The 24,301-nt window shown below is 67.0% G+C and carries 23 protein-coding genes; 20 read left to right on the forward strand and 3 right to left on the reverse strand.

The window, feature by feature from the left end:
• Positions 1 to 11: 11 nt before the first annotated feature.
• The 18 genes from P4L93_09340 (at position 12) to P4L93_09425 (ending at position 19,457) form a co-directional block, all read left to right on the forward strand.
• On the forward strand, positions 12 to 632 hold the full coding sequence (locus P4L93_09340; protein ID MDR3687144.1) for an ABC transporter permease: 621 nt from the start codon (positions 12 to 14) through the stop codon (positions 630 to 632).
• On the forward strand, positions 629 to 1,768 hold the full coding sequence (locus tag P4L93_09345; GenBank protein MDR3687145.1) for an ABC transporter ATP-binding protein: 1,140 nt from the start codon (positions 629 to 631) through the stop codon (positions 1,766 to 1,768). The genes P4L93_09340 and P4L93_09345 overlap by 4 nt, the downstream gene beginning before the upstream one ends.
• Positions 1,765 to 2,562 carry an ABC transporter permease gene (locus P4L93_09350; protein ID MDR3687146.1) on the forward strand — a complete coding sequence of 266 codons (798 nt, stop codon included), beginning with the start codon at positions 1,765 to 1,767 and terminating at the stop codon, positions 2,560 to 2,562. The genes P4L93_09345 and P4L93_09350 overlap by 4 nt, the downstream gene beginning before the upstream one ends.
• 54 nt (positions 2,563 to 2,616) lie before the next feature.
• Positions 2,617 to 4,011: a tRNA lysidine(34) synthetase TilS gene (gene tilS / locus P4L93_09355; GenBank protein MDR3687147.1), complete on the forward strand. Its 1,395-nt coding sequence runs from the start codon at positions 2,617 to 2,619 to the stop codon at positions 4,009 to 4,011.
• A 49-nt stretch (positions 4,012 to 4,060) separates the two neighbouring features.
• A complete protein-coding gene (hpt, locus tag P4L93_09360) occupies positions 4,061 to 4,606 on the forward strand; it encodes a hypoxanthine phosphoribosyltransferase (protein ID MDR3687148.1) in 546 nt (181 codons plus the stop codon).
• A 48-nt stretch (positions 4,607 to 4,654) separates the two neighbouring features.
• Positions 4,655 to 6,634, forward strand: a complete 1,980-nt coding sequence (ftsH, locus tag P4L93_09365) for an ATP-dependent zinc metalloprotease FtsH (GenBank protein MDR3687149.1) — start codon at positions 4,655 to 4,657, stop codon at positions 6,632 to 6,634.
• 115 nt (positions 6,635 to 6,749) lie between these two features.
• Positions 6,750 to 7,322 carry a GTP cyclohydrolase I FolE gene (folE, locus tag P4L93_09370; GenBank protein MDR3687150.1) on the forward strand — a complete coding sequence of 191 codons (573 nt, stop codon included), beginning with the start codon at positions 6,750 to 6,752 and terminating at the stop codon, positions 7,320 to 7,322.
• Positions 7,319 to 8,269 carry a dihydropteroate synthase gene (folP, locus tag P4L93_09375; protein ID MDR3687151.1) on the forward strand — a complete coding sequence of 317 codons (951 nt, stop codon included), beginning with the start codon at positions 7,319 to 7,321 and terminating at the stop codon, positions 8,267 to 8,269. Before folE ends, folP begins: the two co-directional genes overlap by 4 nt.
• Before the next feature lie 190 nt (positions 8,270 to 8,459).
• A complete protein-coding gene (locus P4L93_09380) occupies positions 8,460 to 10,631 on the forward strand; it encodes a sodium-translocating pyrophosphatase (protein MDR3687152.1) in 2,172 nt (723 codons plus the stop codon).
• A gap of 224 nt (positions 10,632 to 10,855) precedes the next feature.
• A complete protein-coding gene (folK, locus tag P4L93_09385; protein ID MDR3687153.1) occupies positions 10,856 to 11,656 on the forward strand; it encodes a 2-amino-4-hydroxy-6-hydroxymethyldihydropteridine diphosphokinase in 801 nt (266 codons plus the stop codon).
• A gap of 150 nt (positions 11,657 to 11,806) precedes the next feature.
• Positions 11,807 to 12,715 carry a 3-methyl-2-oxobutanoate hydroxymethyltransferase gene (gene panB / locus P4L93_09390; GenBank protein MDR3687154.1) on the forward strand — a complete coding sequence of 303 codons (909 nt, stop codon included), beginning with the start codon at positions 11,807 to 11,809 and terminating at the stop codon, positions 12,713 to 12,715.
• Positions 12,715 to 13,584 (forward strand): pantoate--beta-alanine ligase, encoded by an 870-nt coding sequence (panC, locus tag P4L93_09395; GenBank protein MDR3687155.1) that lies wholly within the window; start codon positions 12,715 to 12,717, stop codon positions 13,582 to 13,584. Before panB ends, panC begins: the two co-directional genes overlap by 1 nt.
• A complete protein-coding gene (nadA, locus tag P4L93_09400) occupies positions 13,581 to 14,495 on the forward strand; it encodes a quinolinate synthase NadA (GenBank protein MDR3687156.1) in 915 nt (304 codons plus the stop codon). Before panC ends, nadA begins: the two co-directional genes overlap by 4 nt.
• Positions 14,488 to 16,182 carry an L-aspartate oxidase gene (gene nadB / locus P4L93_09405; protein MDR3687157.1) on the forward strand — a complete coding sequence of 565 codons (1,695 nt, stop codon included), beginning with the start codon at positions 14,488 to 14,490 and terminating at the stop codon, positions 16,180 to 16,182. The genes nadA and nadB overlap by 8 nt, the downstream gene beginning before the upstream one ends.
• On the forward strand, positions 16,183 to 17,109 hold the full coding sequence (gene nadC, locus P4L93_09410) for a carboxylating nicotinate-nucleotide diphosphorylase (GenBank protein ID MDR3687158.1): 927 nt from the start codon (positions 16,183 to 16,185) through the stop codon (positions 17,107 to 17,109).
• A 55-nt stretch (positions 17,110 to 17,164) separates the two neighbouring features.
• Positions 17,165 to 17,839, forward strand: a complete 675-nt coding sequence (locus P4L93_09415; GenBank protein ID MDR3687159.1) for a DedA family protein — start codon at positions 17,165 to 17,167, stop codon at positions 17,837 to 17,839.
• Positions 17,836 to 18,798 (forward strand): biotin--[acetyl-CoA-carboxylase] ligase, encoded by a 963-nt coding sequence (locus P4L93_09420; GenBank protein ID MDR3687160.1) that lies wholly within the window; start codon positions 17,836 to 17,838, stop codon positions 18,796 to 18,798. Before P4L93_09415 ends, P4L93_09420 begins: the two co-directional genes overlap by 4 nt.
• Before the next feature lie 77 nt (positions 18,799 to 18,875).
• Positions 18,876 to 19,457 (forward strand): biotin transporter BioY, encoded by a 582-nt coding sequence (locus P4L93_09425; protein MDR3687161.1) that lies wholly within the window; start codon positions 18,876 to 18,878, stop codon positions 19,455 to 19,457.
• On the opposite strand, the gene P4L93_09430 is transcribed toward P4L93_09425, so the two are convergent.
• Together P4L93_09430 and P4L93_09435 are read right to left on the reverse strand one after the other, a co-directional pair.
• Positions 19,454 to 20,494, reverse strand: a complete 1,041-nt coding sequence (locus P4L93_09430; protein MDR3687162.1) for an ATP-binding protein — start codon at positions 20,492 to 20,494, stop codon at positions 19,454 to 19,456. The genes P4L93_09425 and P4L93_09430 overlap by 4 nt on opposite strands.
• Before the next feature lie 8 nt (positions 20,495 to 20,502).
• Positions 20,503 to 21,207, reverse strand: a complete 705-nt coding sequence (locus P4L93_09435; GenBank protein ID MDR3687163.1) for a response regulator transcription factor — start codon at positions 21,205 to 21,207, stop codon at positions 20,503 to 20,505.
• Positions 21,208 to 21,379: 172 nt separating this feature from the next.
• Here P4L93_09435 and P4L93_09440 point away from each other — a divergent pair, with 172 nt between their 5' ends.
• Entirely contained in the window at positions 21,380 to 22,147 is a 768-nt protein-coding gene (locus P4L93_09440; GenBank protein MDR3687164.1) for a type III pantothenate kinase, read from the forward strand.
• 15 nt (positions 22,148 to 22,162) lie between these two features.
• Here the strand turns inward: P4L93_09440 and P4L93_09445 are convergent, their stop codons facing one another.
• A complete protein-coding gene (locus P4L93_09445) occupies positions 22,163 to 23,221 on the reverse strand; it encodes an HD domain-containing protein (GenBank protein ID MDR3687165.1) in 1,059 nt (352 codons plus the stop codon).
• 137 nt (positions 23,222 to 23,358) lie between these two features.
• Here P4L93_09445 and P4L93_09450 point away from each other — a divergent pair, with 137 nt between their 5' ends.
• Positions 23,359 to 24,270, forward strand: a complete 912-nt coding sequence (locus P4L93_09450) for a quinate 5-dehydrogenase (GenBank protein MDR3687166.1) — start codon at positions 23,359 to 23,361, stop codon at positions 24,268 to 24,270.
• Positions 24,271 to 24,301 lie beyond the last annotated feature (31 nt).

The raw sequence follows: 24,301 nt of genomic DNA on the forward strand, positions 1-24,301 counted from the left end.
ATGGCTTCTGGCTGCTCGCCTGGCGCCACGTGTGGCTCTCGGTTGGCGGCATGGCGCTCGGCGCTCTCATCGGGGTGCCGCTCGGCATACTGTCGGCGCGGATGAAGCCGGTGCGGGCAGTGGTTATCCCGGTCGTGAGCATCATCCAGACAGTGCCCTCGCTCGCGCTTTTCGGCCTGCTGATGGTCGTTCTGACCGCGGTCGCACTGCCGAGCATCGGCACGGTGCCCACGCTGATCGCGCTTACGCTCTACGCGCTATTGCCCATCGTCCGAAACACCTACCTTGGAATCGCCGGGGTGGACCCGGCAATCGTCGATGCCGGGCTTGGGATGGGCATGAGCCGCAGGGAGCTGCTCTGGAAGGTCGAGCTCCCTCTCGCGCTGCCGCTACTGATCGAGGGCTTGCGCTCGGCGCTCGTGCTCACAGTGGGGATCGCCGCGGTCATGGCGATTGCCGGTGCCATGGATCTGGGCACGATCGTGTTTTATGGCGCCGGACTCGACGTGCCCGACCTGGTCTTGCTCGGCGCGTTGCCGATGGTCGTGCTCGCCATCCTGGCCGACCAGGCCATGCGCGCGCTTGAAGTCGCCGTTGTCTCGCCAGGCATCAGGGAAAGGCAGCAGGCGTGATCGCGCTCGAGCACATCACCAAGCGCTACGGCGACCGCAACGCTGTCGACGACTTGACGCTTGAGGTCCCCAACGGCGAGGTTGCCGTGCTGATTGGGCCTTCCGGCTGCGGCAAAACCACAACGCTGCGCATGGTCAACCGCCTCATCGAGCCCACGAGCGGGCGCATCCTGATCGACGGCATGGACGCCGCTTCGCTGCGACCCGAGGAGCTGCGCCGCCACATCGGCTACGCGATCCAGTCGGTCGGCCTGTTTCCGCATCTCACCGTCGCCGATAACATCGCGACCGTTCCCAAGCTCCTGGGCTGGAAGGCGGACAGGATCGGCCCGCGCATCACCGAGCTGCTCGACCTCGTCGGGCTGGACCCCAGCCAGTACGCGGGCAAGTACCCCCGCCAGCTCTCGGGAGGGGAGGCCCAGCGCATCGGCGTTGCCAGAGCGCTTGCCGCAGACCCGCCGGTGTTGCTGATGGACGAGCCGTTTGGGGCGGTCGACCCGCTCAATCGCGACCGGCTCCAGGCCGAGTTCGTCAAGATCCAGCGCGAGCTGAAGAAGACGGTCATCTTCGTGACTCACGACGTCGACGAAGCGATTCGCCTCGCCGACAGAATTGCTCTCATGCGCGACGGCCAACTCCAGCAGTACGACACGCCCGAGACACTGCTCGACCACCCGGCCAACAAGTTCGTCCACGACTTCGTAGGTGCCGACGCCGCGCTCAAGCGTCTGGGTCGCGTGCGCGTCGAGAGCGTCATGCGCCGAGACGTACGCACCGCGCGCATCGACGACACGTCGGCGATCGAGGCCGCCACGTGCGCTCCAGCCAACTTCGTCTACCTCACGCGTGACGACAGCTCCTTAGTCGGCTGGATCGACTGCCGCGTGATTGCGCGCGGGACCCCGCTGGCCGACGCCGCCACGCGCGTCGACTGGCGTGAGGCCGCGGTGCTGCCCGAGACCTCGCTGAAGGAAGCGCTTTCGCGCATGCTCGCGTTGGGTTATCGCACGGTGCCGGTTGTCGACCGGGCGGGCAAGCTGCTCGGCGACGTGTCGTTGGCCGATGTCGAGAGCACGATGGAGGGCGGCGACGCGCATCTCGCGTCGGAGCCCGCGGAGGCTGGACCGCCCGCATGAGCGCCGGGGCAGACAGCGCGAGGAGCATCGCAGTCGCCAGGCCCGCGCGGGTGAGTCGGCGAGCGATCGCGACAGGCGCACTCGTGGTGGGCACGGCGGTGTTTGTCGCGATCGTGATGAGTCCCGACCTTGTCGCCAAGGTGCTGGTCGGGCTCTTGGGCGCGCAACCCGATCCAGTGTTCCAGACTCCGCTCTCCGACCTGGTGCTGCAGCATCTCCAGATCGTGTTGGTTTCTGTGGGCCTGACGGTGGTCGTGGGTCTGCCGCTCGGCGTGTGGGTTACGCGCGACAGCGGCAAGGACTTCCGCGACATCGTCTCGGCGTCAGTGGACTTCGGCCAGGTGTTTCCGCCCATCGCGGTCCTCGCGATCATGCTCGGGATTCTGGGCATCGGACTCTGGCCGGCGGTCGTTGCACTGTTCCTGTACGGGCTGTTCCCCGTCGTGAGCGGCACGGTTGCGGGCTTGGAGGCCGTTGCGCCAGCGGTGATCGACTCGGCGCGGGGAATGGGGATGGGGAAGTGGCGCATCCTGTTCTCGGTTGAGCTGCCGCTTGCCCAAGAGGTGATACTTTCCGGCGTTCGGACCTCAGCCATCTACATCGTCGGCACCGCAACGGTCGCGGCGGCGGTTGGCGCGGGCGGCTTGGGGCTGCCCATCTTCACCGGCATCTCGACGCAGAACACCGGCTACATTCTCACCGGAGCGCTCGCGGTCTCGGCGCTCGCACTCGTGATCGACGGCGCGCTCACGGTGCTCGGCATGTGGCTGACGCCGGCCGGGCTGCGCGACTAGCCTCCACCCGGCGAGCGGCTGCCCGCCTCTTCTGCGCTGCGCTACCCTGTGGACATGCCTTCCATCAGCGACATCGCCCGCGCCACGACCGAGCGCCGGGCTCTCCTCGACCCCGCCGCGCCGGTGCTTGCCATGGTCTCGGGCGGCGCCGACTCCGTGACGCTGCTGCGTCTGCTGGCCGCCGGTGAGCTGGGCCAGACCGGACCGCTCTCGGTGCTGCACGTCGACCACATGCTGCGCGGCGATCTCTCCGACGCTGATGCGGCGTTCGTCTCGGCGCTCTGCGACGAGCTGGGTGTGCCGTGCACGGTCGTTCGCTTCGACGTCGCCGAGTACGCGGCCGCAGGCTCGTTGAACCTCGAGGACGCCGGCCGCCGAGTGCGCTACCGCTTCGCCGACGAGGCCCTCGACGCCGCATGCGAGGACGCTGGCGTGCGTCCCGAATTCGGCCGCATCGCCACTGCTCACAGCCGAGACGACCGCGTCGAGACCTTCCTAATGCGCGCGATCACCGGCGCCGGCGCTGGAGGGCTGGCCTCGATCCCGTACCAGCGCGGTCGAATCGTGCGCCCGCTGCTCGACTGCGACCGCGCGGCGATTCGCGACTACCTCGCCGCGCTCGGCCAGCCGTGGCACGAGGATGCCAGCAACGCCGACACGTCGCGCCTTCGTGCCCGCGTGCGAGCCGAGATCGTGCCCATCGCCGAGAGCATCAACCCGGCATTCCGCGAGACGCTTTCCCGCTCCATGGACCTGCTCGGCGACGACGACGCACTGCTCGCTCGCCTTGCGCGCGACTTCGGCCACGACTTCGCCGAGACCACGCCGGACGAGCGTGTGGCCTTCGACCGTGAGTGGATGCACACGCTCGACCGCGCGATGGCGCGCCGAGCCGTCCGAGCGGCGCTGATCGAGGCGTTTCCGGAGGCCTCGCGGCTCGAGGCATCGCACGTGGAGGCGCTCGTCGACGGCCTGGCGGACGACTCGTTCGCGCGCGACCTGCCGGGCAACCTGCGAGCGGAAACCGAGTACGGTAGACTGGTCGTCTCGCGCACGGACCAAGAGCTGCGTGCGGTGGCACCCTCCTTGCTCCCGCTACCCGGTACCGCCGAACTTGGCGACGCCGGCAGCATAGTCGCCGAGGAGGTCGCTCCGGATTGCATCGCCGGCACGCCCGACTCGATCACGATCGCGGCAGATTCGCTCGGCAGTCTCGTCGTTGACGGGGTCCGACCGGGAGATCGTATGCGGGTACTCGGGATGGACGGGAGCCGCAAGCTTTCGGACCTGCTCGTCGACGAGAAGGTCGTACGCAGGCAGCGGCACGCGGTGCCCGTCGTGAGAGATGCGGGTAGCATCGTCTGGCTCGCAGGTGTACGAATGAGCGAGGACTACCGGGTGATGCCGACAACAGCGCGTGCGATGCGCCTGACGTGGTACCGCCCGTAACGCCGACCAGAGCGTGTACGCGCTCATGCAGGAAGGACGACTCACTCGCATGGCTCTTCACCCGGACATCTCGCATCTGATCTACAGCGAGGACCAGCTCCAGAGGCGCGTCCGCGAGCTGGGCGCGCAGATCAGCGCCGACTACGGCGACGAGCCGGTCTTGCTCATCGCCGTCCTCCGAGGCGCCGCGATCTTCGTTGCCGATCTGGCGCGCGCGATCTCATCGCCGGTGGAGCTGGACTTCATGGCGGTGTCGAGCTACGGCTCGTCGACCAAGTCCTCTGGTGTTGTGCGCATCTTGAAGGACCTCGACGAGACGATCGAGGGACGCAACGTGCTGGTGTGCGAGGACATCCTCGACACTGGGCTGACGCTGAAGTACCTGCTCAAGAATCTGGCGTCGCGCAAGCCGCGCTCGCTGGACGTTGTTGCGCTTCTGAGCAAGGAGGGCAAGCAGCGGGTACCTATCAGCTGTAAGTACGTGGGATTCGACGTTCCCGACGAGTTCGTTGTTGGGTACGGACTCGACTACGCTGAGCGCTATCGCAACCTTCCGTACGTGGGCGTGCTCAAGCCCGAGATCTACGCAGACTAGGCGGCGCCCCATTGCGGGCGCCCTGTCTCTTCGAGGAGACGCGGGAACGTGAACAAGAACTTCCGAACTGTACTGCTCTATCTGGTGCTGCTGGCGGTGCTCGTCTGGGTTGTCATGCTCCAGATGAACAAGTCCAGCACGGCTCCACCCACTGCGCTCACCACGAGCCAATTCGTCTCGGCGGTTAAGGCGGGCGACGTCACTGACGTCACCTATGTGGTGCGCGACAGCAGCCTGTCTGGCAACTTCTACGCAAACGCCGAGGCCAGGACCAAGAAGGCGGCCACGCCGTTCACGTCGTCGTACTCGGGCACCGATAGCCTGAACACGCTGCTCCAAGACAACAACGTCAAATACAACACCGACTCTTCTGGCACGCCGCTGTGGATTGGCATCGTGACTTCGATCCTGCCCATCCTGCTTCTGGTGTTCGTGATGTTCTTCTTCTTAAACCAGATGCAAGGCGGCAACTCGAAGATCATGAACTTCGGCAAGGCCAAGGCCAAGCGCATGACTCGCGACCAACCACGCATCACGTTTAAGGACGTGGCCGGTGCCGATGAGGCCATCGAGGAGCTCCAAGAGATCAAGGAGTTCCTGGCCAACCCCGGCAAGTTCCAGGCGCTGGGCGCCAAGATCCCCAAGGGCGTGCTGCTCGTTGGCCCTCCGGGTACCGGCAAGACGCTGCTGGCCCGTGCTGTTGCCGGCGAGGCCGCAGTGCCGTTCTTCTCGATCTCAGGTTCTGACTTCGTCGAGATGTTCGTGGGCGTGGGCGCCTCGCGCGTCCGCGACCTGTTCGAGCAGGCCAAGGCCGCCAATCCCTGCATCATCTTCATGGACGAGATCGACGCCGTTGGCCGCCAGCGTGGCGCTGGTCTTGGTGGCGGGCACGACGAGCGCGAGCAGACGCTGAACCAACTGCTTGTCGAGATGGACGGCTTCGACATCAAAGACAACGTCATCTTGATCGCGGCCACCAACCGACCCGACATCCTCGACCCGGCGCTCCTGCGCCCGGGCCGCTTCGACCGCCAGATCGTGGTGGACCGCCCCGACCTGAAGGGTCGCCTCGGCATCCTGAAGATTCACGCTCGTGGCAAGCCGCTGGCCGACAATGTCGAGCTCGAAGTCCTCGCTCGGCGCACGCCTGGCTTCACCGGTGCCGATCTGGCCAACCTCGTCAACGAGGCCGCGCTTCTCGCCGCGCGTCACGGCAAGAAGAAGGTCGACATGGAGGAGATGGACGAGGCCATCGAGCGCGTCATCTCCGGCCCGGAGCGCAAGAGCCGTCTGATCTCCGACGAAGAGAAGAAGATCATCGCCTTCCACGAGGCCGGTCACGCCCTGGTGGGTCACAACCTGCCCAATACCGACCCTGTGCACAAGATTTCGATCATCGCCCGCGGCCAAGCACTCGGCTACACGCTCTCGCTGCCGACGGAGGACAAGTTCCTCACCAGCAAGCAGCAGATGACCGACAACCTCGCGATGATGCTCGGCGGCCGCGTCGCCGAGGAGACCGCCATCGGTGACATCACCACCGGCGCCAGCAACGACATCGAGCGGGCCACCAAGATGGCCAAGCAGATGGTCACGCGCTTCGGTATGAGCGAGAAGCTCGGCCCGCAGACGTTTGGCGAGGCGAGCCACGAGGTCTTCCTCGGTCGCGACTTCTCGGCCAACGCGGACTACTCGCCGGAGATCGCCTACGAGATCGACAAGGAGATCAGCCGCCTGATCGACGAGGCGTACGAGAAGGCACGCGGCATCCTCACGGAGCGTCGCCAGCAGCTCGACCTGATGGCCCGCGTGCTCATCGAGCGCGAGACTGTCGACAAGGACGAGCTCGAGGCGTTGCTCTCCAACAAGTGGGACGAGTTCCTCATCAAGGAGGCCGCCGACAAGGCAGCCAAGGGTGAGGTCGCCGAGGAAGAAGAGCCGCCTGCGGCCGCTCCGACTGAGAGCGAACGCTCGATTCCGCTGACCGAGCCCCCGATGGCTGGAGTTCCGCCGGCGTACGGCGCCTAAGGGTTTCAGCGCACGAGGAACTACCCGTGGGCCCGCGCGAAACTGCGCGGGCCCACGTGCATTCGGGTACCCTTAGTGGGCGCATGTGCGCTCAAGCGGCACGGAAGGACGGCACATGGATCGCGACAAGATCGAAGCTGGCGTTCGCCTCATCCTCGAGGGCGTGGGGGAAGACCCGACGCGCGAGGGTCTGCGAGACACGCCGCGCCGAGTCGCCGACATGTACGGCGAGGTATTCGCGGGCATCGAGGCGGACCCCGCCGAGCACTTCGTCGTGACCTTCAACGAGGGCCACCAAGAGATGGTGCTCGTCCGCGACATCCCGCTCTACTCGATGTGCGAGCACCACCTCGTGCCGTTCATGGGTCGTGCGCACGTCGCCTACATCCCCGGCAAGTCGGGGCGCATCTGCGGCCTTTCGAAACTCGCACGCGTGGTGGACGTCTTTGCCAAGCGCCCGCAGGTCCAGGAACGCATGACGAGCCAGATCGCCGACACGATCGTGCAGTATCTCGATCCGGCCGGCGTCATCGTGGTCATCGAGGCCGAGCACCTGTGCATGTCGATGCGCGGCGTCAAGAAGCCCGGCTCCGAGACGGTAACGAGTGCCGTGCGCGGCATCTTCGAGCGCAACGCGCCCACGCGCGCCGAGGCGATGGCGCTGATCACCCAGAGGGGTCGCGGGTGACGCACGCCGACGAACACGGGCTCTCAACTTCCGCGGCGCGGGCTGCCGCCGGTGCTGGCGAGCCCGCGTCCGCCGAGTCGCCTCTCGCCGGCAGTCAGCCTACCCCGGTCGCCACCCCGCGCGTGTGGCGCTGCGGCCGCTTCGAGCTGAAGCTGGACCGCCCGCTCGTGATGGGCATCCTCAACGTTACGCCCGACTCGTTCTCGGACGGCGGACGCTTCGACGATCCTGCCGCCGCTGTCGCGCATGCCGAGCGCCTGATCTCCGAGGGCGCCGCAATTCTCGACGTTGGCGGCGAGTCGACCCGGCCGGGCGCCGAGCCCGTCCCAGTTGTCGCCGAGCTCTCGCGCGTCCGTCCGGTGGTGTTGCGCTACGCCACGGAGGACGTCCCCGTCTCGGTGGACACTCGCCATGCCGAGGTCGCCGAGGCGTGCGTGCAGGCCGGCGCGAGCATCATCAACGACGTGTCCGGCTTCCGCGACCGAGCCATGGTCGATGTTGCCGTAGCTTGCGACGTTGGTGTGGTCGTGATGCACATGCTCGGCGAGCCGCAGACCATGCAGGACCGGCCGTACTACGACGACGTCGTCGTCGAGGTGGGCGGCTACTTGGTGGCGCAGGCCACAATGCTTGAGGCCGCGGGTGTGGCGCGCGAGCGAATCGCCCTGGACCCGGGCATCGGCTTCGGCAAGTCCATCGAGCACAACCTCGAGTTGCTGCGTCGCCTTCCCGAACTCGCCGAGCTTGGGTTCCCGCTCGTCCTGGGCGTGTCGCGAAAGCGCTTCATCGGAGAGATTGGCGGTGTCGAGGAGCCGCTCGAGCGCCTGGGTGGGTCGATTGCCGCGGCGCTGTTCGCCGCCGAGCACGGCGCCAACGTCCTTCGCGTCCACGACGTCGCTCCCACTTTGCAGGCGCTGGCGATCCAGCAGGCCCTCCGCACGGAGTAGCGCCGTCTGCGCGACGCGTTTCGTGCCGATGCCGCCCACTGCGTGGCGCGTACGTTGCATCCGTATATCCAGCCCATTACATATGCTCGGGCGGATTGGTGCATACCGGGCACTCTACTCTGGTAGAATGTGCGCGTCTTGGGAGGGGTGCGGGCCGGCAAAACCCGCACATTCCGCTACTGGAGGAGAAATGCCCAATCTGCCGTTGTACCTTGGTATCGTCGCGGGAGTTCTAGCTGCGGCCTACGCTGGCATCCTCGTCATGAGGATCAACAAGTTGCCTGCGGGCAACGAGAAGATGCAGGAGATTGCCGGCTCGATTCAAGAGGGCGCGATGGCGTACCTCGGACGGCAGTACCGCACCGTCGGTATTGTGGCCGTCGTTCTTGCGATCGCAATCGCGATTCCCGGCTTCTTCGGGGTCACCGGCTTCGGCGTCTGGACGTCGATCGGTTTCCTGCTGGGCGGCTCGGCTTCGGCCGCGGCCGGCTTCATCGGCATGGGCATCTCGGTTCGCGCCAACGTGCGCACCGCTGAAGCTGCTCGTGGGGGTCTCGGCAAGGCGCTGACCGTCGCGTTCGAGGCCGGTTCTGTCACGGGACTGTTCGTGGTCGGGCTCGGCATCCTGTCGGTCTCGATCATGGCACTGCTCGTCTCGGCCGGGATTGCACCGACCTCGGCGTTGGTGGGCCTCGGCTTCGGTGGCTCGCTCATCTCGGTCTTCGCCCGTCTGGGCGGCGGCATCTTCACCAAGGCCGCTGACGTGGGCGCCGACCTCGTGGGCAAGGTCGAAGCGGGCATTCCGGAGGACGACCCCCGCAACCCCGCCGTCATCGCCGACAACGTCGGCGACAACGTCGGCGACTGCGCCGGCATGGCTGCCGACCTGTTCGAGACGTACGTGGTCACAACCGTTGCCGCGATGCTCATCGGCATCCTCGCGTTTGGCCAGATCGGCATGGCGTTTTCGCTCGGCATGCCGCTTGCGCTTGGCGCGGTCTCGATCGTCGCGTCGATCATCGGTACGTTCTTCGTGCGCATGAGCCCCAACGGCACGATCATGGGTGCGCTCTACAAGGGCCTGTGGGCTGCAGCCGCCATCGCGGCGATCCTGTTCTACCCGGTCATCTCGTGGCTGACGCCTTCGGTCCAGGTGTTCAAGCTGACCGCGATCGGTCACACCCTCGTCGCCGTGGGCGCCACGGTTGGTCCTAACCCCATGACGATCTGGTTCTGCGCGCTCGTCGGCATCGCGCTGACTGCAGCCATGGTCTACATCACCGACTACTACACCGGCTCGAAGTTCCGCCCGGTCACTTCCATCGCCCAGGCGTCGGTCACCGGTCACGGCACCAACGTCATCCAAGGTCTCGCGGTGGGCATGGAGGCGACCGGTCTGCCCGTCATCGCCATCGCCATCGCCACCTTGCTCAGCTACTCATTGGCCGGCATCTACGGCATCGCCGTCGCTGCGCTCTCCATGCTTTCGATGGCGGGCATCGTCGTTGCTATCGACGCCTTCGGCCCGGTTACCGACAACGCCGGTGGTATCGCCGAGATGGCCGGTCTGCCGGCTGAGGTGCGTACGGTCACCGATGCGCTCGACGCCGTCGGCAACACTACGAAGGCCGTCACGAAGGGCTATGCAATCGCATCGGCCGCGCTAGCTGCCGTCGTGCTCTTCAGCGACTTCACCCACGCGATCACCGAGCAGCTCGGCCAGCGCCTCGCGCTCGTGTTCAACCTGAGTGACCCGCGCGTGCTTGTCGGTCTCTTCATCGGCGGCGCGCTGCCGTTCCTGTTTGCCTCGCTCGCGATGACCGCTGTCGGCAAGGCCGCCGGCGCGGTGGTCGAAGAGGTGCGTCGTCAGTTCCGCGAGATGCCGGGCATCATGGCGGGCACGCAGAAGCCAGACAACGCTCGCTGTGTCGACCTCGTGACTCAGGCTGCTCTCAGGGAGATGACGCTTCCCGCGCTCATCCCGACCGGCGTACCGGTGCTCATCATCATCCTGGGCTTCATCCTCAAGGCCGTTGGGTTCCCCAATGCGTTCGAGTTCACCTCGCTCCTCCTCGGTGGCGCGTTGGTCGGTACCATCGTGACCGGCCTGTTCGTCGCCATCTCCATGACCTCGGGCGGCGGCGCATGGGACAACGCCAAGAAGCGCTTTGAGGATGGCTTCGTGGACAAGGACGGCGTCAAGTGGCTCAAGGGTAGCGAGGCCCACAAGGCCGCCGTTACCGGCGACACCGTCGGCGATCCGTACAAGGACACGGCCGGCCCTGCGCTCAACTCGATGATCAAGGTGTTCAACATCGTGGCGCTGCTTCTGGTGCCGCTGCTGGTCCTCCTCGCGAAGTAGGCTGGCGACCGACTTCGCGGTCGCCAACGGGCCGGCTTCCAGCTGACGGGCTTCGCCTGCAGCTGAACCGGCCGGAACTACCTGAACATGCGAGCGGCCCTCGGCTACGTCAGCCGAGGGCCGCTTTTGTGTGCTGTCTGTGTGGGAACGACTTCTCGGCAAGCGGAGGGGAATACTGTCACTACGAGCGCGTGTGAAGCGCCACTCTTAGAAGGAGACCGACGATGACCACTGCCTACATCGGACTTGGCAGCAATGAAGGCGATCGCCTGGCAAACCTGGCAGCAGCCGTTGAAGCAATCACCGAGATTCCCGACACGCACGTCGAGCGCGTGTCTCACGCGTATGAGTCCGAGCCCGCATACGTGACCGACCAGCCCAATTTTGCAAACGCTGTCGCGGAGATCACGACATCGCTCGAGTCGACTCAGTTGCTCGGCTACCTGCAGTCGCTCGAGGAGTCGATGGGCCGCGTACGCGACGTGGAGAACGGGCCGCGCACGATCGACCTCGACATCCTGTTGTTCGGCGACGAGGAGATGACGTCCGACGAGCTGACGATCCCGCATCCTCGGATGCTCGAGCGCGAGTTCGTCGTCGTGCCGCTACTTGATATCGCGCCGCGTCTACACATGCCCGACGGCACTCTCATCACACGCGAGGGTGTGAAGGTCGGCGACCTTGTGGGCGACATGGGGCCGGTGGCCGATCTGGGCGTCATGCGTAACGACCCGGCGCTCGTCGAGGACTGGGTCGAGATCGCCACATGCCAAGGAGGCAACGACGTCGTCGCTGGTTGGGATGCGGCAATCAGCATTCAGCGCCAGGTTCTGGAAGACGCCGGCATCCCGTACGCGTTCGATCCGTATCCTCCAGACGCCGCGATGGACGTCTGGGGCATGCCGACGACGTTCCGGCTTCTCGTCCCGTCCGACTACGCCGACAAAGCGAACATCTTGATTGCCGAGGTTATGGCCGCGGAGCCGCAGTTCCCGGACGACCTGGGAGGACCGGCTCCTGAATAGAGCAGACACCCTCCGCGCGAGAGGCTACGGCCCGCCGTCGCAGCAGGTGGTGGGCTGGAGTGAAGCTGTATACTGTGCTTCCTCGTCGGAGGCGTTGCGTGGACCTGGCAACCGGCCAGGCTGCGACAGCGGGACCGTTTGGAGGCACTTATGAGCGCACAAGCTCAACCGGGCAAGACTCCCCGTGTCACTGCGCCAGCGCTTCGCGCTCTGAAGGAATCGGGCCGCCCCATCGTCATGCTCACCGCGTACGACTACCACTCGGCGCGCCTCGTTGAGGCTGCCGGCGTCGACTCGATACTCGTGGGCGACTCGCTCGGCATGACCGTCCTGGGCGAAGCGTCGACCCTGCCCGTCACCATGGAGGACATGGTGCGAGCCACGCGTGCGGTTACCCATGCGGTCTCCCGCGTACTGGTCGTAGCCGACATGCCCTTCATGAGCTACCAGGCCGACTACGCGGAGGGCATGCGAAACGCCGCGCGCTTCCTGGCCGAGGCGGGGGCGCAGGCCGTCAAGCTCGAAGGCGCCAGCGACGACACGCTCGTCCTGGTCGAAGGGCTCACGGCGGCCGGGATTCCCGTGATGGGGCATCTCGGGCTGACACCGCAGTCGGTCAACACATTGGGCGGCTACAAGACGCAGGGCAAAGACGCCGCCGCCGCCGCGAGGCTGATGGCCGACGCGGTTGCGCTACAAGACGCCGGTGCGTTTGCCGTCGTGCTCGAGTGCGTCCCAGCCGAGCTCGCCCAACGCATCTCGGCGCTGCTCGAGATCCCGACCATCGGCATCGGTGCCGGTGCGGGGTGCGATGGCCAGGTGCAAGTCTTCCACGACATCCTGGGCCTGGGGGACTTCCTCCCGCGCCACGCGAAGCGCTACGCCACCCTCGCCGAGGAGATCTCGCGCGCGGTGAGCGCCTACGCCGATGACGTGCGCGACCGGTCGTTCCCTGGCGAGCCGCAGAGCACGCATCTGGACATGGACGTCCTCGCAGAGGCCGAAGTGCGCTACTCGGCCGAGTACGCCGAGGCACGCATGGAGGAGTACCTGCCGTGATCGAACGGATCGCCAGCAAGGACGAGATGCGCGCCGCCATCGCCGAGGCTCGCCGCGGAGGCAAGACCGTCGGCCTCGTACCCACGATGGGGGCGCTCCATCGCGGCCATCTCTCGCTGGTCGCTGCCGCGCGCGAGCGCACCGACGTCGTCGTCGTGTCGATCTTCGTCAACCCGACGCAGTTCGCGCCCGGCGAGGACTTCGAGAGCTATCCTCGGCGAGTCGACGAGGACGTCGAGATGCTCGGCGACGGGGGCGTCGATCTGGTGTTCACGCCGAGCGTAGAGACCATGTACGCCGGCACTCCGCTCGTGACCGTCGATCCCGGGCCGTTGGCCAGGCGCTGGGAGGGAGAGGTACGACCCGGCCACTTCGCCGGTGTTGCCACGATCGTCACGAAACTCTTCGGAATCATCCGTCCCGACCTCGCGTTCTTCGGCGAGAAGGACTTTCAGCAGCTGACCATTCTCAAGCGCATGGCGCTCGACCTGGACCTGGGAGTGGGAGTGATTGGCTGTCCGGTAGTGCGCGACATCGACGGCTTGGCGCTTTCGAGTCGTAACGCGTACCTGTCCGTCGATGAACGCGACTACGCGCTCGCGCTACCCGAGGCGCTGGAGGCCGCTGCGCAGGCGCTGGCCTGGGGGGAGCATGACGCGACAGCGCTCGGCATCGTCATGCGCGAGGCGGCCGGAACGCGCGCGCCCGGTGCGCTGACGCTCGACTACGCAGCGATCGTCGACCCCGAGACGCTTGAGCCGCTCGAGACCGTCGACCGCCCCGCGCGCGCGATTATCGCTGGCCGCGTGGGCAAGACTCGCCTGATCGACAACTGTGCGCTTGCGCCATCTCCGGGAGGAGCCGAGTGACCGACTTTGCCGCACTTGCCGCCGAGATCCGCGAGCTCGCGCGGACACGCGGGGCGATCGTTCTCGCGCACAACTACCAGCGCGCCGAGGTGCAGGACGTGGCCGACTTCGTAGGCGACTCGCTGGGGTTGTCTCGGCAAGCAGCGGCCACTGACGCCGAGATCATCGTCTTCGCAGGCGTCCACTTCATGGCCGAGACCGCCAAGATCCTGGCGCCCGCGAAGAAGGTGCTGCTGCCCGAGCCCGACGCCGGCTGTCCCATGGCGGACATGGTGACCGGCGCTGCGCTGCGCATCTGGAAGGCCGAGCACCCCGGCGTGCCGGTCGTGACCTACGTGAACTCATCGGCAGAGGTCAAAGCCGAGAGCGATGTGTGTGTCACGAGCGCCAACGCGGTAGCAGTGGTTCGTGCACTCGGCGCGGAGCGGATTCTGTTCGCGCCCGACCGCAACCTCGGCAGCTGGGTGGCGCGCTCGCTGCCTGACGTGACGGTCGACCTCTGGGAGGGCTGGTGCCCCACACACGACGAGGTCACGCCCGCGCAGGTCGACGCCGAGCGGATGCTTCATCCCGATGCCCTCGTGATGGTGCACCCCGAGTGCCGGCCGCAGGTGGTCGATATGGCCGACGCCGTGCTCTCGACCTCGCAGATGCTCGACTACGCTGTGTCGTCTTCGGCCGACGAGTTCGTTGTCGTGACCGAGTCGGGCCTGCTTCACGCGTTGCAAAAGGCCGCTCCCGAGAAGCACTTCTACGAGCTCTCGCCCCGGATGCTGTGTCCCAACATGAAGGTCACCACGCTGCAAAAGGTGCGCGACTGTCTGGACCGCGGCTCGGGTGAGATCACGCTGGATGAAGACGTGCGCCTCCGAGCGCTTGCGGCCGTGAAGAAGATGATCGCAATTGGCTAAGCCGGGGGTCCTGCCCGACGCGCTGGGCCGCCGCTACCTGCTTCACTTCGACACGCAAGGCTGCGTTCAGCACGACTGCGACGTTCTGGTGGTCGGCTCGGGCATCGCAGGGCTGACGGCGGCGATCGCCGCGTCGCGGACGCGCTCGGTTGCGCTCGTGACCAAGGGCGTCATCACCGAGACCAACACGTGGTACGCGCAGGGTGGCATCGCCGGAGCGGTGGGCGAGGCTGACTCGGTCGAACTGCACCTCGCCGACACGCTCGTCGTGGGTCAGGGCCTGTGCGACGAGGATGTCGTGCGCGCGGTCGTTGGCGAGGCGCCCGAAGCGCTCGCCGACCTGCAGGAGCTGGGAGTCAGCTTCGACCTCGAGGCGGGCGGAGAGGTGGCGCTGGCGCGCGAAGGCGGTCACTCCCTGCCGCGCGTGCTTCACTCCGGCGACTCGACCGGTGCGATGATCCAAAGCGCGCTGACCAAGGCGTTGCGTGCCAGCGAGGTCGAGGTGTTCGAGCAGCGCTTCCTCGTCGACCTGCTCACGGCGGGCGACCGGTGCGTGGGCGCGCTCGTGCTCGACAGCGAGAGCGGCGACTTCGAGGTGTTCTGGGCGCGCGCGGTGGTGCTGGCGACCGGTGGCGCGGGGCAGGCCTATCGCGTCACCACCAACCCGCGCATCGCAACCGGAGACGGCTTAGCCGCCGCGTGGCGCGCTGGCGCCGAGGTCGCCGACCTGGAGTTCGTGCAGTTCCATCCCACGGCGCTCGATCACGACGCGGCGCCGCGCTTCCTGCTCACCGAGGCGCTCCGTGGCGAAGGCGCGCATCTGCTCGACGCGGAGGGTCGCCGATTCATGCTCGGCGTGCATCCACTGGCCGAGCTCGCTCCGCGAGATGTCGTGAGTCGCGCCATCGAGCGCGTCATGACCGAGAGTGGCCGCAACAACGTCTCGCTCGACGCGCGCCATCTAGGCGAGGAGTACCTGCGCACGCGCTTCCCCACGATCTGGGCGGCGTGCGCAGAGGCTGGCTACGACCTGTCGCGCGACCTGGTTCCCGTCGCGCCGGCCGCGCACTACCTTGTGGGTGGCGTGCGGGTCGACATCGACGGACGCACCACCGTGCCCGGCCTCTTCGCATCAGGCGAGGTCACCGCGAGCGGGCTGCACGGCGCGAACCGCCTTGCCAGCAACTCGCTGCTCGAGGGGCTCGTTTTCTCTCGGCGGATCGCTCGGGCGCTCGAAGTGGTAGACGACGTCGAGCTGCCAAAACGCGTGCTGACAGACGACGACGAGCCCTCGGCAGCCGCACTCGGCCGCGAGGATGCGCTTGCCACGCTGCGCGACGCCATGCAGCGCGATGTGGCGATGACACGCACCCACGAGGGGCTCGAGGACGCCGCGCAGACGCTTGAGACGCTGACGGTGCTGGCCGAGGGGAACTCCGCCAACGCCGCCGATCTCGAGCTGCACAACCTCGCGACCGTCGCCACCCTGATCACTCACGCCGCATGGCTGCGAACCGAGTCGCGCGGCTGTCACTCGCGCCTCGACTTCGCCGATCGCGATGACGAGCGCTGGCTCGGGCGCACCGTCTTCAAGCGGGGTGCTGTCCCGAGGTTCGCGCCGGTTCACCGCGCGCACGAGTGCGCCGCGCCAGCACAGCTTCCCAGCAACCTCGAGGGATCGGACTAGGTGGCGGCCGTGTTCGCGCTCCCCGACGTCACCCAGATCGTCGCACTGGCGCTCGCCGAGGATCTTGGCGTCCCTGCCGAGCGGTTTGCTCTGGGCGCAGGGGTCACGCCAGGGCTGCTGGCCCGTGACGTCACGAGCTCCTCGGCGATCGACCCGGACGCTCGGTTCTCAGGGCGCGTCGTTGCGCGCGAGGCCTGTGTTGTGGCGGGGCTGCCGCTCGTCCAGGCGGTCTTCGACACGCTGTCGGTTGCCGCCGGACTCTTCGACCCAATCGAGGTATTCCCCTTGGTTGCCGAGGGTACCCGAGTGGAAGCCGGCACTCCGGTGCTCGACGTCGAAGGCGTGGCCACGGCCGTGTTGACCGGCGAGCGCACGGCGCTCGACTTCCTGATGATGCTATCCGGCATCGCGACCGAGACCGCGCGTTGGGTGGCGGCGGCGGGCCCCGATCTCGACGTGTGCGACACCCGCAAGACCGCACCCGGGTTGCGAGCGCTCTCGAAGTACGCCGTGGCGGTCGGTGGTGGCACGAACCATCGGGCTGGCCTCTTCGACATGGTGCTGATCAAGGACAACCACATTCGTGCAGCGGGGGGGATTACCGCGGCGGTCGAGTCGGCGCGTCTCGGCGGCCCAGGGCTGCTCGTCGAGGTGGAGGCCGACACGCTCGCGCAGGCCAAGGAGGCGGTCGAGGCAGGCGCCGACCTCGTACTGCTCGACAACATGTCCGACGACCTGCTCGGCGAAGCGGTGCTAGCTGTCCGGCAGTCCGCCCGCGAGCTGGCGCGGACGGTGCTCACTGAGGCCTCCGGATCCATTCGCATAGACCGGCTGACTGCCCTTCGCGCGACGGGTGTCGACCGCGTCAGTACGAGCGCGCTGACGATGGGCGTCGCGGTCGTCGACTTCGGACTCGACGAGTCTTAAGAAGAGGTACCACAGTGTCACCGCCGCGGGCTAAGGGCGTGAGACACTACGGCTCATGATGCAGCTACTTTCCACACTTCTGGCTTGGGCACTGGGAGCACTCGCGGCGTTCGGCTACCGCATCGTGTTCGCCGCCACCGTGCTCGAGAACCTGTTCATCGTAGGCAGTTTCACGCCGGGCGATGTCATCACTGCAGGTGCCGCTGTCGCGGCGACCACAGCCGAAGGTTCGCACCTCTCGCCGTGGCTGCTCATCGCGGTCGCCACTGTCGGTTCCGTCATCGGCGCGAACGTCAGCTACTTCATCGGGCGTCGAGGTGGGCGTGGGCTGATCGAGCGGGCGGGTCCGAGATTCGGCATCGACGAGAAGGCGATCGAGGCCACCGAGGAGTACTTCGTCCAGCATGGATCGGTGACGATCCTGCTGGCCCGCTTTGTCGCCGTGATCAAGAACATCGCCCCGGCTATTGCGGGCGCGTCCCGCATGAACCTGTTCTGGTTCGAGCTCTACACGACGATTGGGGCGATCGGATACTCGGCGGCGCTCGTTGGCGTCGGCTGGTTCCTGGGCGCCAACTTCCGAGTCGGACTCAAGTACTTCGGCGCGGTCTCGTGGGTGGGGTTCGCTATCGTCGCCGTTGGGGTTGCGCTCTGGATTGCCAAGCGTCGCCACGATCGGCGCCTCGTTGCCCGTAATGCCGAGGAGTTCGAGCAGGGGGGCGACCGATGACGACCCGCAGCGACGTCCTGAGTGCGCTTCGCGGGGCAGGTCCGTCGGGCATCAGCGGCGAGGCGCTCGCCGGGCAGCTCGGCGTGAGCCGCGTCGCGATTGGCAAGCACGTGGCCGCGCTGCGCGAGGCCGGCTACGAGATCGAAGCGGTGCTCGGCAGTGGCTACCAGCTGCTCTCGGCGCCCGACCTTCCGCTTCCGAGCGAGGTCGAGCCGCTGTTGCGCTCTCAGATTTGGGCCGAGCTCTCCGGCGGAGGCGAGACTGGCTCCACCAACGACGACGCCCGTGCGCTGGCACGCGCAGGCGCACCCGAAGGCAGCGTTGTGCTGGCTGCTCGGCAAAGCGCGGGACGGGGCAGGTTGGGGCGCACGTGGATCTCTCCCGACGGCGGCGCGTACCTGTCAGTCGTGCTGCGGCCGGCGGTGGCACCGGTCGAGGCAGCGTCGCTGGGCCTGGCAGTGGCGCTCGGAGTCGTGCGTGGACTGGAGACACTCGGCGCCCGGCCACTGCTCAAGTGGCCCAACGACGTGTTGCTCGGCGACGGGAAGCTTGCCGGAATCCTCCTGGAGATGTCGGCGGAGTCCGATGCTGTCGACTGGGTGATCGCCGGTGTGGGACTCAACGTGCGGCCGCCCGCCGATGCCCCGCGCACGCCCGGAGCCGCCTACCTCTCCGATGTCGCGGAGCATGTGGGCCTGGCCCGCGCAATGGCCGCAGAACTCGATGGCATCGCCGAGGCATACGAGCAGTGGCGCTCTGTGGGGTTCCCGGCGATGCGGGGCGAATACGAGGCGCGTTTCGCGCTGACAGGGCGCCAGGTTCGGGTGAGGGATCTGGCCGGGACGGTGCGGGCCGCAGGTGAAGTCACCGGCGTCGATGAGGGCGGTCGGCTGCTCGTCCGGGCGCAGAGTGGCGCTGTGACCCCCGTAGTGGCCGGCGAGGTCACGCTCCGCGAGTAGCGTGCGCTTCTTGACCGAGCTTCCAATCGCCGCTACCGTTAACCGCCAATCGCCACCGAGTTAACGGAGAGTGCTCGATGAGCTTGGACACACCGAACGCCACTGCGTTTCCAACGCGTCGCTCGCGCACTCGCGAACTCGTCTCGGCGGCGCTGGTCGCCGCGCTGATGGCCGCAACCTCGTGGATTCAGATCAAGTTCGGGCCGGTGCCGTTCACGCTGCAGACGGTGTTCGTGGTGCTCGCGGCGCTGCTGCTCGCGCCCGAGTGGGCGGCCGCCTCGATGGGCGTCTACCTCGTGCTGGGCGCGGTCGGCCTGCCCGTCTTCGCGGGCGGCGTGGGAGGCTTCGCCGCGTTCACGCTGCCGACCGGCGGCTTCTTGGTGGCGTTCCCCGTGGCCGCCGGGCTCGGCGCCTTGGCCTATCGCGGTGTGCGACGGGCTCCTGGCGCGATGGGCGAGATTGGCGCCGCTGTTGTGACGGTACTCGTCGTCGAAGCCGTGATCTATGCGATTGGCATTCCTTGGCTGGTGGTCACGACCGGCATGCCCGTCGGCGCGGCCGCGGGCGTCGCCCTGCTGCCGTTCCTTGTCCCCGACGCGATCAAGGCGGCGGCTGCAGTTGTCATCGCGACAGCGGTACGAAGGGCGAGCGGAGACTAGTCGACGTGGGGCTCCTCGGGAATCGCGGGGAGGACCACCGTCATTCTCGCGCCACCGCTCGGCATGTTGGCCGCCTCAATGCGGCCGCCGTGCGCAGTGATGATCGCGCGAACGATCGCCAGTCCCAGGCCAGCCCCGCCGCTGGCGCGCGTGCGGCTTGAGTCGGCGCGGTAGAAGCGGTCGAAGAGCCGAGGCAGGTCGGCCTCGGGGATGCCCGGCCCGTCGTCGATGACCGAGAGCACCGCGCGATCGCCCTCGGCGGTCAGCTCCACCACGACGTGTCCGCCAGGACCGACGATGCGGCTTGCGTTGTCGACAAGGTTGAGCACGACCTGCTGCAGCCGGTCGAGATCGCCAAGCACGAGCGGTGCTCGGCCGTTTACAGAAAGCGTGACCTCGCGATCTTCCAGCAGTGGCTCGAGCATCGTCTGCGCGCGGTCGGCCGCGAGTCGCAAGTCGACCTGGCGGATCGGAAGTTCGCCGGTCGCGCCCTCGATACGCTGCAGGGTGAGCAGGTCGTTGGCGAGCCTGCCGAGCCGTTCGGCCTCAAGCGCGATCGTCGAGAGGAAGCGCTGCTCGTCGTCGGGCTCGACGCCGCCATCGAGCAGGGTCTCGGCGGCGCCGCGAATCGCGGTCAGGGGAGTGCGAAGCTCGTGGCTCACGTCCGAGACGAACTGCGTCTTGCGGCGCTCCTCGGTCTTCAGTTCGTCGATTGCGTTGTCGACTGCGGCTGCCATGTGATTGAACGCCTCGGCGACGATGCGGGTCTCGCGCGGCCCTTCGACCTGGGCGCGCATCTGGTGATTGCCCGACGCGAAGGCGGTCGCAGCCACGCCGAGCCGCTCCAACGGCGCCACGAACGAGCGAGCCGCAAGCCGTCCGACAAGCCAAGCGAGCAGCGCCGCGACGACCAGTACGGTGGGCAGCGCGATCGGGCGGCCGGGCATCAGGAACGTCACCGCTGCGCCAGCCAAGACGCCGAGCACGGCGAAGGCCATCAGCGTGAGCGCGATGCGGGTTCGGAGCGCCGAGCGCACGACGCGCCTTAAGCCGCGCGGAAGCGGTAGCCGTACCCGCGCACGGTCTCGACGAGCGCGGGATCGACGCCTGCGGCCTCGAGCTTGTCGCGGAGTCGCTTGACGTGGGTGTCGACGGTCTTGGTCTCGACGAGGTACTCCCAGCCCCACGCCTCGCGCAGCAGCTGGTCGCGAGAAAGCACTTTGCCGCCGTGACGCATCAGGCAGGCCAGCAGCTCGAACTCACGCGGGGTCAGGTCGATCAGCCGGCCGTCGGCCTCGGCGACGTGAGCCGCCTCGTCCAGGGTGATGCCGGCCATCTCGATGCGCTCGCCGACCATCGCGGCCTCGCGCGAGCCCGAGGGCGCGCGGCGCAGCAGCGCCTTGACGCGCGCCTGCAGCTCCCGCACGCCGAACGGCTTGGCGAGGTAATCGTCGCCGCCGATCTCGAGCCCTACGACCTTGTCCAGCTCGGTATCGCGTGCCGAGAGGAACAGGACGGGCACGGTGGACTCGGCGCGAAGGCGTCGGCAGACCTCGTAACCATCCATGCCGGGAAGCATGACGTCGAGGACGACCAGGTCGAAGGGGTTTGCGTGAGCGAGTTCGAGTGCCTCGTCGCCGTTTGAAGCGACCGAAACCTCGTAACCCTCCTTGCGAAGGTTGTAGCTCACGAACTCGGTGATGGACGCCTCATCGTCGACGACGAGGATACGTGCCGGATTCTCGCTCAAAGTGCGCCTCCCGGTGTCGGGTGCGTTCGCGTTTGCGCAGGTAGATGCCGTGTGTGTTTGCAGGCTTGCTCTCGCGAAGCCTCCCGCCGATGATAGCATCAGTCCTGCGGAGGCCGGAGGCGCGTCACCGCGCCGTCATCTCGGCTGCAAGATCCACCACCTAGGAGGTCGCGTGCTCTTCGCCGTCGATGTCGGCAACACACAGTCCGTGCTGGGCCTGTTCGACGGCGCCGAGCTGGTCGGGCACTGGCGTGTCTCGACCAACGCGTCGCTGACCGGCGACGAGCTTCGCGTCAAGGTCGCCGGGCTGCTTTCCCTCTCGGGCTTCTTGTGGGGGCAGATCGACCACGTGATTCTCGCTTCGGTCGTGCCTCGGCTGACGTCGGCTTGGGAAGAAGTCGGGCGCGTGGGCGCGCATTGCGATGTGATGGTCGTGGGCCCAGGCCTGAAGACCGGCATGCCCATCCGTTACGACAACCCACACGAGGTGGGGGCCGACCGCATCGTCAATGGCGTCGCGGCGTTCGAGCGCTTCGGCGGTCCGGTAGTAGTCGTCGATTTCGGCACTGCCACGACGATCGACGTGATCGCCGAGGACGGCGGCTACCTGGGCGGCGCCATCGCGCCGGGAGTCGAGACCTCAGCCGAAGCACTGTTCAGCAAGGCCGCTCGTCTCTCAAAGGTCGACCTCGAGGCGCCGGCCAAAGCGATAGGCACCAACACGCGTGCGAGCGTCCAAGCCGGCCTCATGCTCGGCGAGGCTGCAATGGTCGACGGCCTCGTGCGCCGCGTCTGGAGCGAGCTGGGCGCCGAGGCGACCGTCATCGCCACTGGTGGTCTGGCCGAGCGGATGGGTCCGATCTGCGACACGATCGAGCACGTCGACATGGACCTGACACTCGAGGGCCTGCGCATCATCTACGACCGCAACCTCTGCTGAGCCGCGCCCGGCGCGCTACTCCTCAGGCGACTGAGGCGGCTTGGCCGAGTCGTCGGCCTCGCGCAGGGGATTGTCGGCGAGCATGTGGGTGGCGACGAGCTGCTTGACGTCTTCCCGCCGCCTGTTGCCCCACTTCAGGTAGAGCGCAGTGCGCTCCACGATCTCGCCGCCGAGCAGGTCGTGGCGGACGTACGTGCTGCGCCCCGGCTTCTCGACTCGCATGTACGGCTTGGCGACGTCGTGGAGCAGTGCGGCCCAGCGAAGTGTGATGTCGGGCGCGGTGGCACTCACCACGCCAAGCGTGTGCTCCCATAGCGTGCGGTCGTGGTAGCGCGAGTTCTGGTCGTAACCCACTTGGAGCTGCAGCTCTGGGAGCAGGTAGCGCAGCAGGTCGGTCTCGGCCAGCAGGCGCAGACCGATCGTCGCGTCGGGTCCGACCAGCAGCTTGTCGAGTTCGGCGACCCATCGCTCGCGGGCGACCAGCAGGATGCGGTGGGCGAGCCGCTGCATCGCCGCCACGGTGTCTGGCTCCACATCGAAGCCCAGCTGTGCCGAGAATCGTGCGGCACGCAGCATGCGCAGGGGGTCCTCGGCGAAGCGCTCGCGTGCGTCGCCCACGGCGCGAATCGTGCGTGCGGCCAGATCCTCGCGCCCGCCGTACAGGTCGACAATCTCGTCGCCCGCCAGCGCCATCGCGTTGATGGTGAAGTCTCGGCGGGAGAGGTCTTCGGCCAGCTCGGAGACGAACTCGACACGAGGCCTGCGCGTGTCCTCGGGATAGACCTCGGTGCGGAAGGTCGTGACCTCGACGGTCTGGCCCTCGACTTTGAACGCCACCGTCCCGAACTTCTTGCCCACGAGGTACGGCCGGCGACCTGCTGCGCGAACGCGGGATTCGATAGCGTCAGGATCGAGCGGGGTGGTGAAGTCGAAGTCGCCCGACTCGCGCCCGAGCAGCGCGTCACGCACCGAACCGCCTACCAAGTACACAGGGGTGACGACCGCACAGACGGCGTCGTAGACCTCCCGAGCGCTTGGTGCTGGCGTGCTTGCGTCCTGTCGTCTCTCGGCCATGGATGCATTGTAGGCCGACTGCCGATTTGGCAAGTTACCCATTGGTACCGGCGTTGCACTTCTCCTCGCTTGGATATACTGGAAACCAGCACGTCAGACCCGGTACGAGGGGGCTTCCCATCAAAGAAGTAGTGAGCGTGTCAATCGGCTCGTCCAAGCGCGACCACGAGGTCGAGCTCGACCTTCTAGGGACGCGATTCCGCATCCGCCGAGAAGGTTGGGACGGCGATCTGGCCAAGGCAGCCAGCCGCTTTGCCGAACTCGACGGCAAGGTGGCGGCACTGGGTATGGGCGGCATCGACCACTTCCTGCGCGCGGCAGGCCGCACCTACTACTTCCGGGACGCCAAGCGGCTCATCAAGGACGTCCACCAGACCCCCGTGCTCGACGGCTCGGGACTCAAGGGCCCCGTTGAGGGTTCGACGATCGAGTACCTACGCACCAAGTGCGGCCTGGACTTTACCGGCAAGAAGACGCTCATGACGTCGGCGGTCGACCGGTGGGGGATGGCAGAGGCGCTACAATCCGCCGGCGCCGAGCAGGTCTTCGGCGATCTCGAGTACGCCATCGACGTCCCCATCATCATCAAACGCTGGAGCTCGCTGGTCACCCTCGTGCATCTTCTGACGCCGATTGTCGTGCAGCTGCCGTTCACCTTGCTCTACCCGACCGGAGGCGAGCAGGACAAGGCGCCGAAGTCCAATCCTCGCATGGAAGCGCTGTACTGCTGGGCCGACATCGTCGCTGGCGATTGGCTATACGTGCGCAAGTACCTGCCCCCGGACATGCGAGGGAAGTGGGTCATCACCAACACGACCACCGCTGAGGACGTGGCGCTTTTGCGCGAGCGAGGGGCCGAGCTACTTGTGACATCCACTCCGCGGCTCGAGGGGCGGTCGTTTGGCACCAACGTGATGGAGGCGACGATGGTTGCGCTCGATGGCGCGTCTGCCGAGCTGAGCCCCGCCCGCTACAAGGAGCTCCTGGACAGCGTGGGATTCGCCCCCGACGTCCAATGGCTTCAGCGCGATTCGGCGATTGAGGCGTAAAGAGCCCGAACTGACTGCTCTCGGCACCTGT

Source organism: Coriobacteriia bacterium, assembly GCA_031292615.1.
In the GTDB taxonomy this organism is placed as follows: domain Bacteria; phylum Actinomycetota; class Coriobacteriia; order Anaerosomatales; family JAAXUF01; genus JARLGT01.

Coding starts and splice junctions, on each gene's coding strand:
- tilS (MDR3687147.1), top strand. CDS start 2,617: ATGCCTTCCATCAGCGACATCGCCCGCGCCACGACCGAGCGCCGGGCT.
- P4L93_09380 (MDR3687152.1), top strand. CDS start 8,460: ATGCCCAATCTGCCGTTGTACCTTGGTATCGTCGCGGGAGTTCTAGCT.
- P4L93_09420 (MDR3687160.1), top strand. CDS start 17,836: ATGACGACCCGCAGCGACGTCCTGAGTGCGCTTCGCGGGGCAGGTCCG.
- P4L93_09350 (MDR3687146.1), top strand. CDS start 1,765: ATGAGCGCCGGGGCAGACAGCGCGAGGAGCATCGCAGTCGCCAGGCCC.
- P4L93_09445 (MDR3687165.1), bottom strand. CDS start 23,221: ATGGCCGAGAGACGACAGGACGCAAGCACGCCAGCACCAAGCGCTCGG.
- P4L93_09425 (MDR3687161.1), top strand. CDS start 18,876: ATGAGCTTGGACACACCGAACGCCACTGCGTTTCCAACGCGTCGCTCG.
- hpt (MDR3687148.1), top strand. CDS start 4,061: ATGGCTCTTCACCCGGACATCTCGCATCTGATCTACAGCGAGGACCAG.
- P4L93_09415 (MDR3687159.1), top strand. CDS start 17,165: ATGATGCAGCTACTTTCCACACTTCTGGCTTGGGCACTGGGAGCACTC.
- folE (MDR3687150.1), top strand. CDS start 6,750: ATGGATCGCGACAAGATCGAAGCTGGCGTTCGCCTCATCCTCGAGGGC.
- panB (MDR3687154.1), top strand. CDS start 11,807: ATGAGCGCACAAGCTCAACCGGGCAAGACTCCCCGTGTCACTGCGCCA.
- folK (MDR3687153.1), top strand. CDS start 10,856: ATGACCACTGCCTACATCGGACTTGGCAGCAATGAAGGCGATCGCCTG.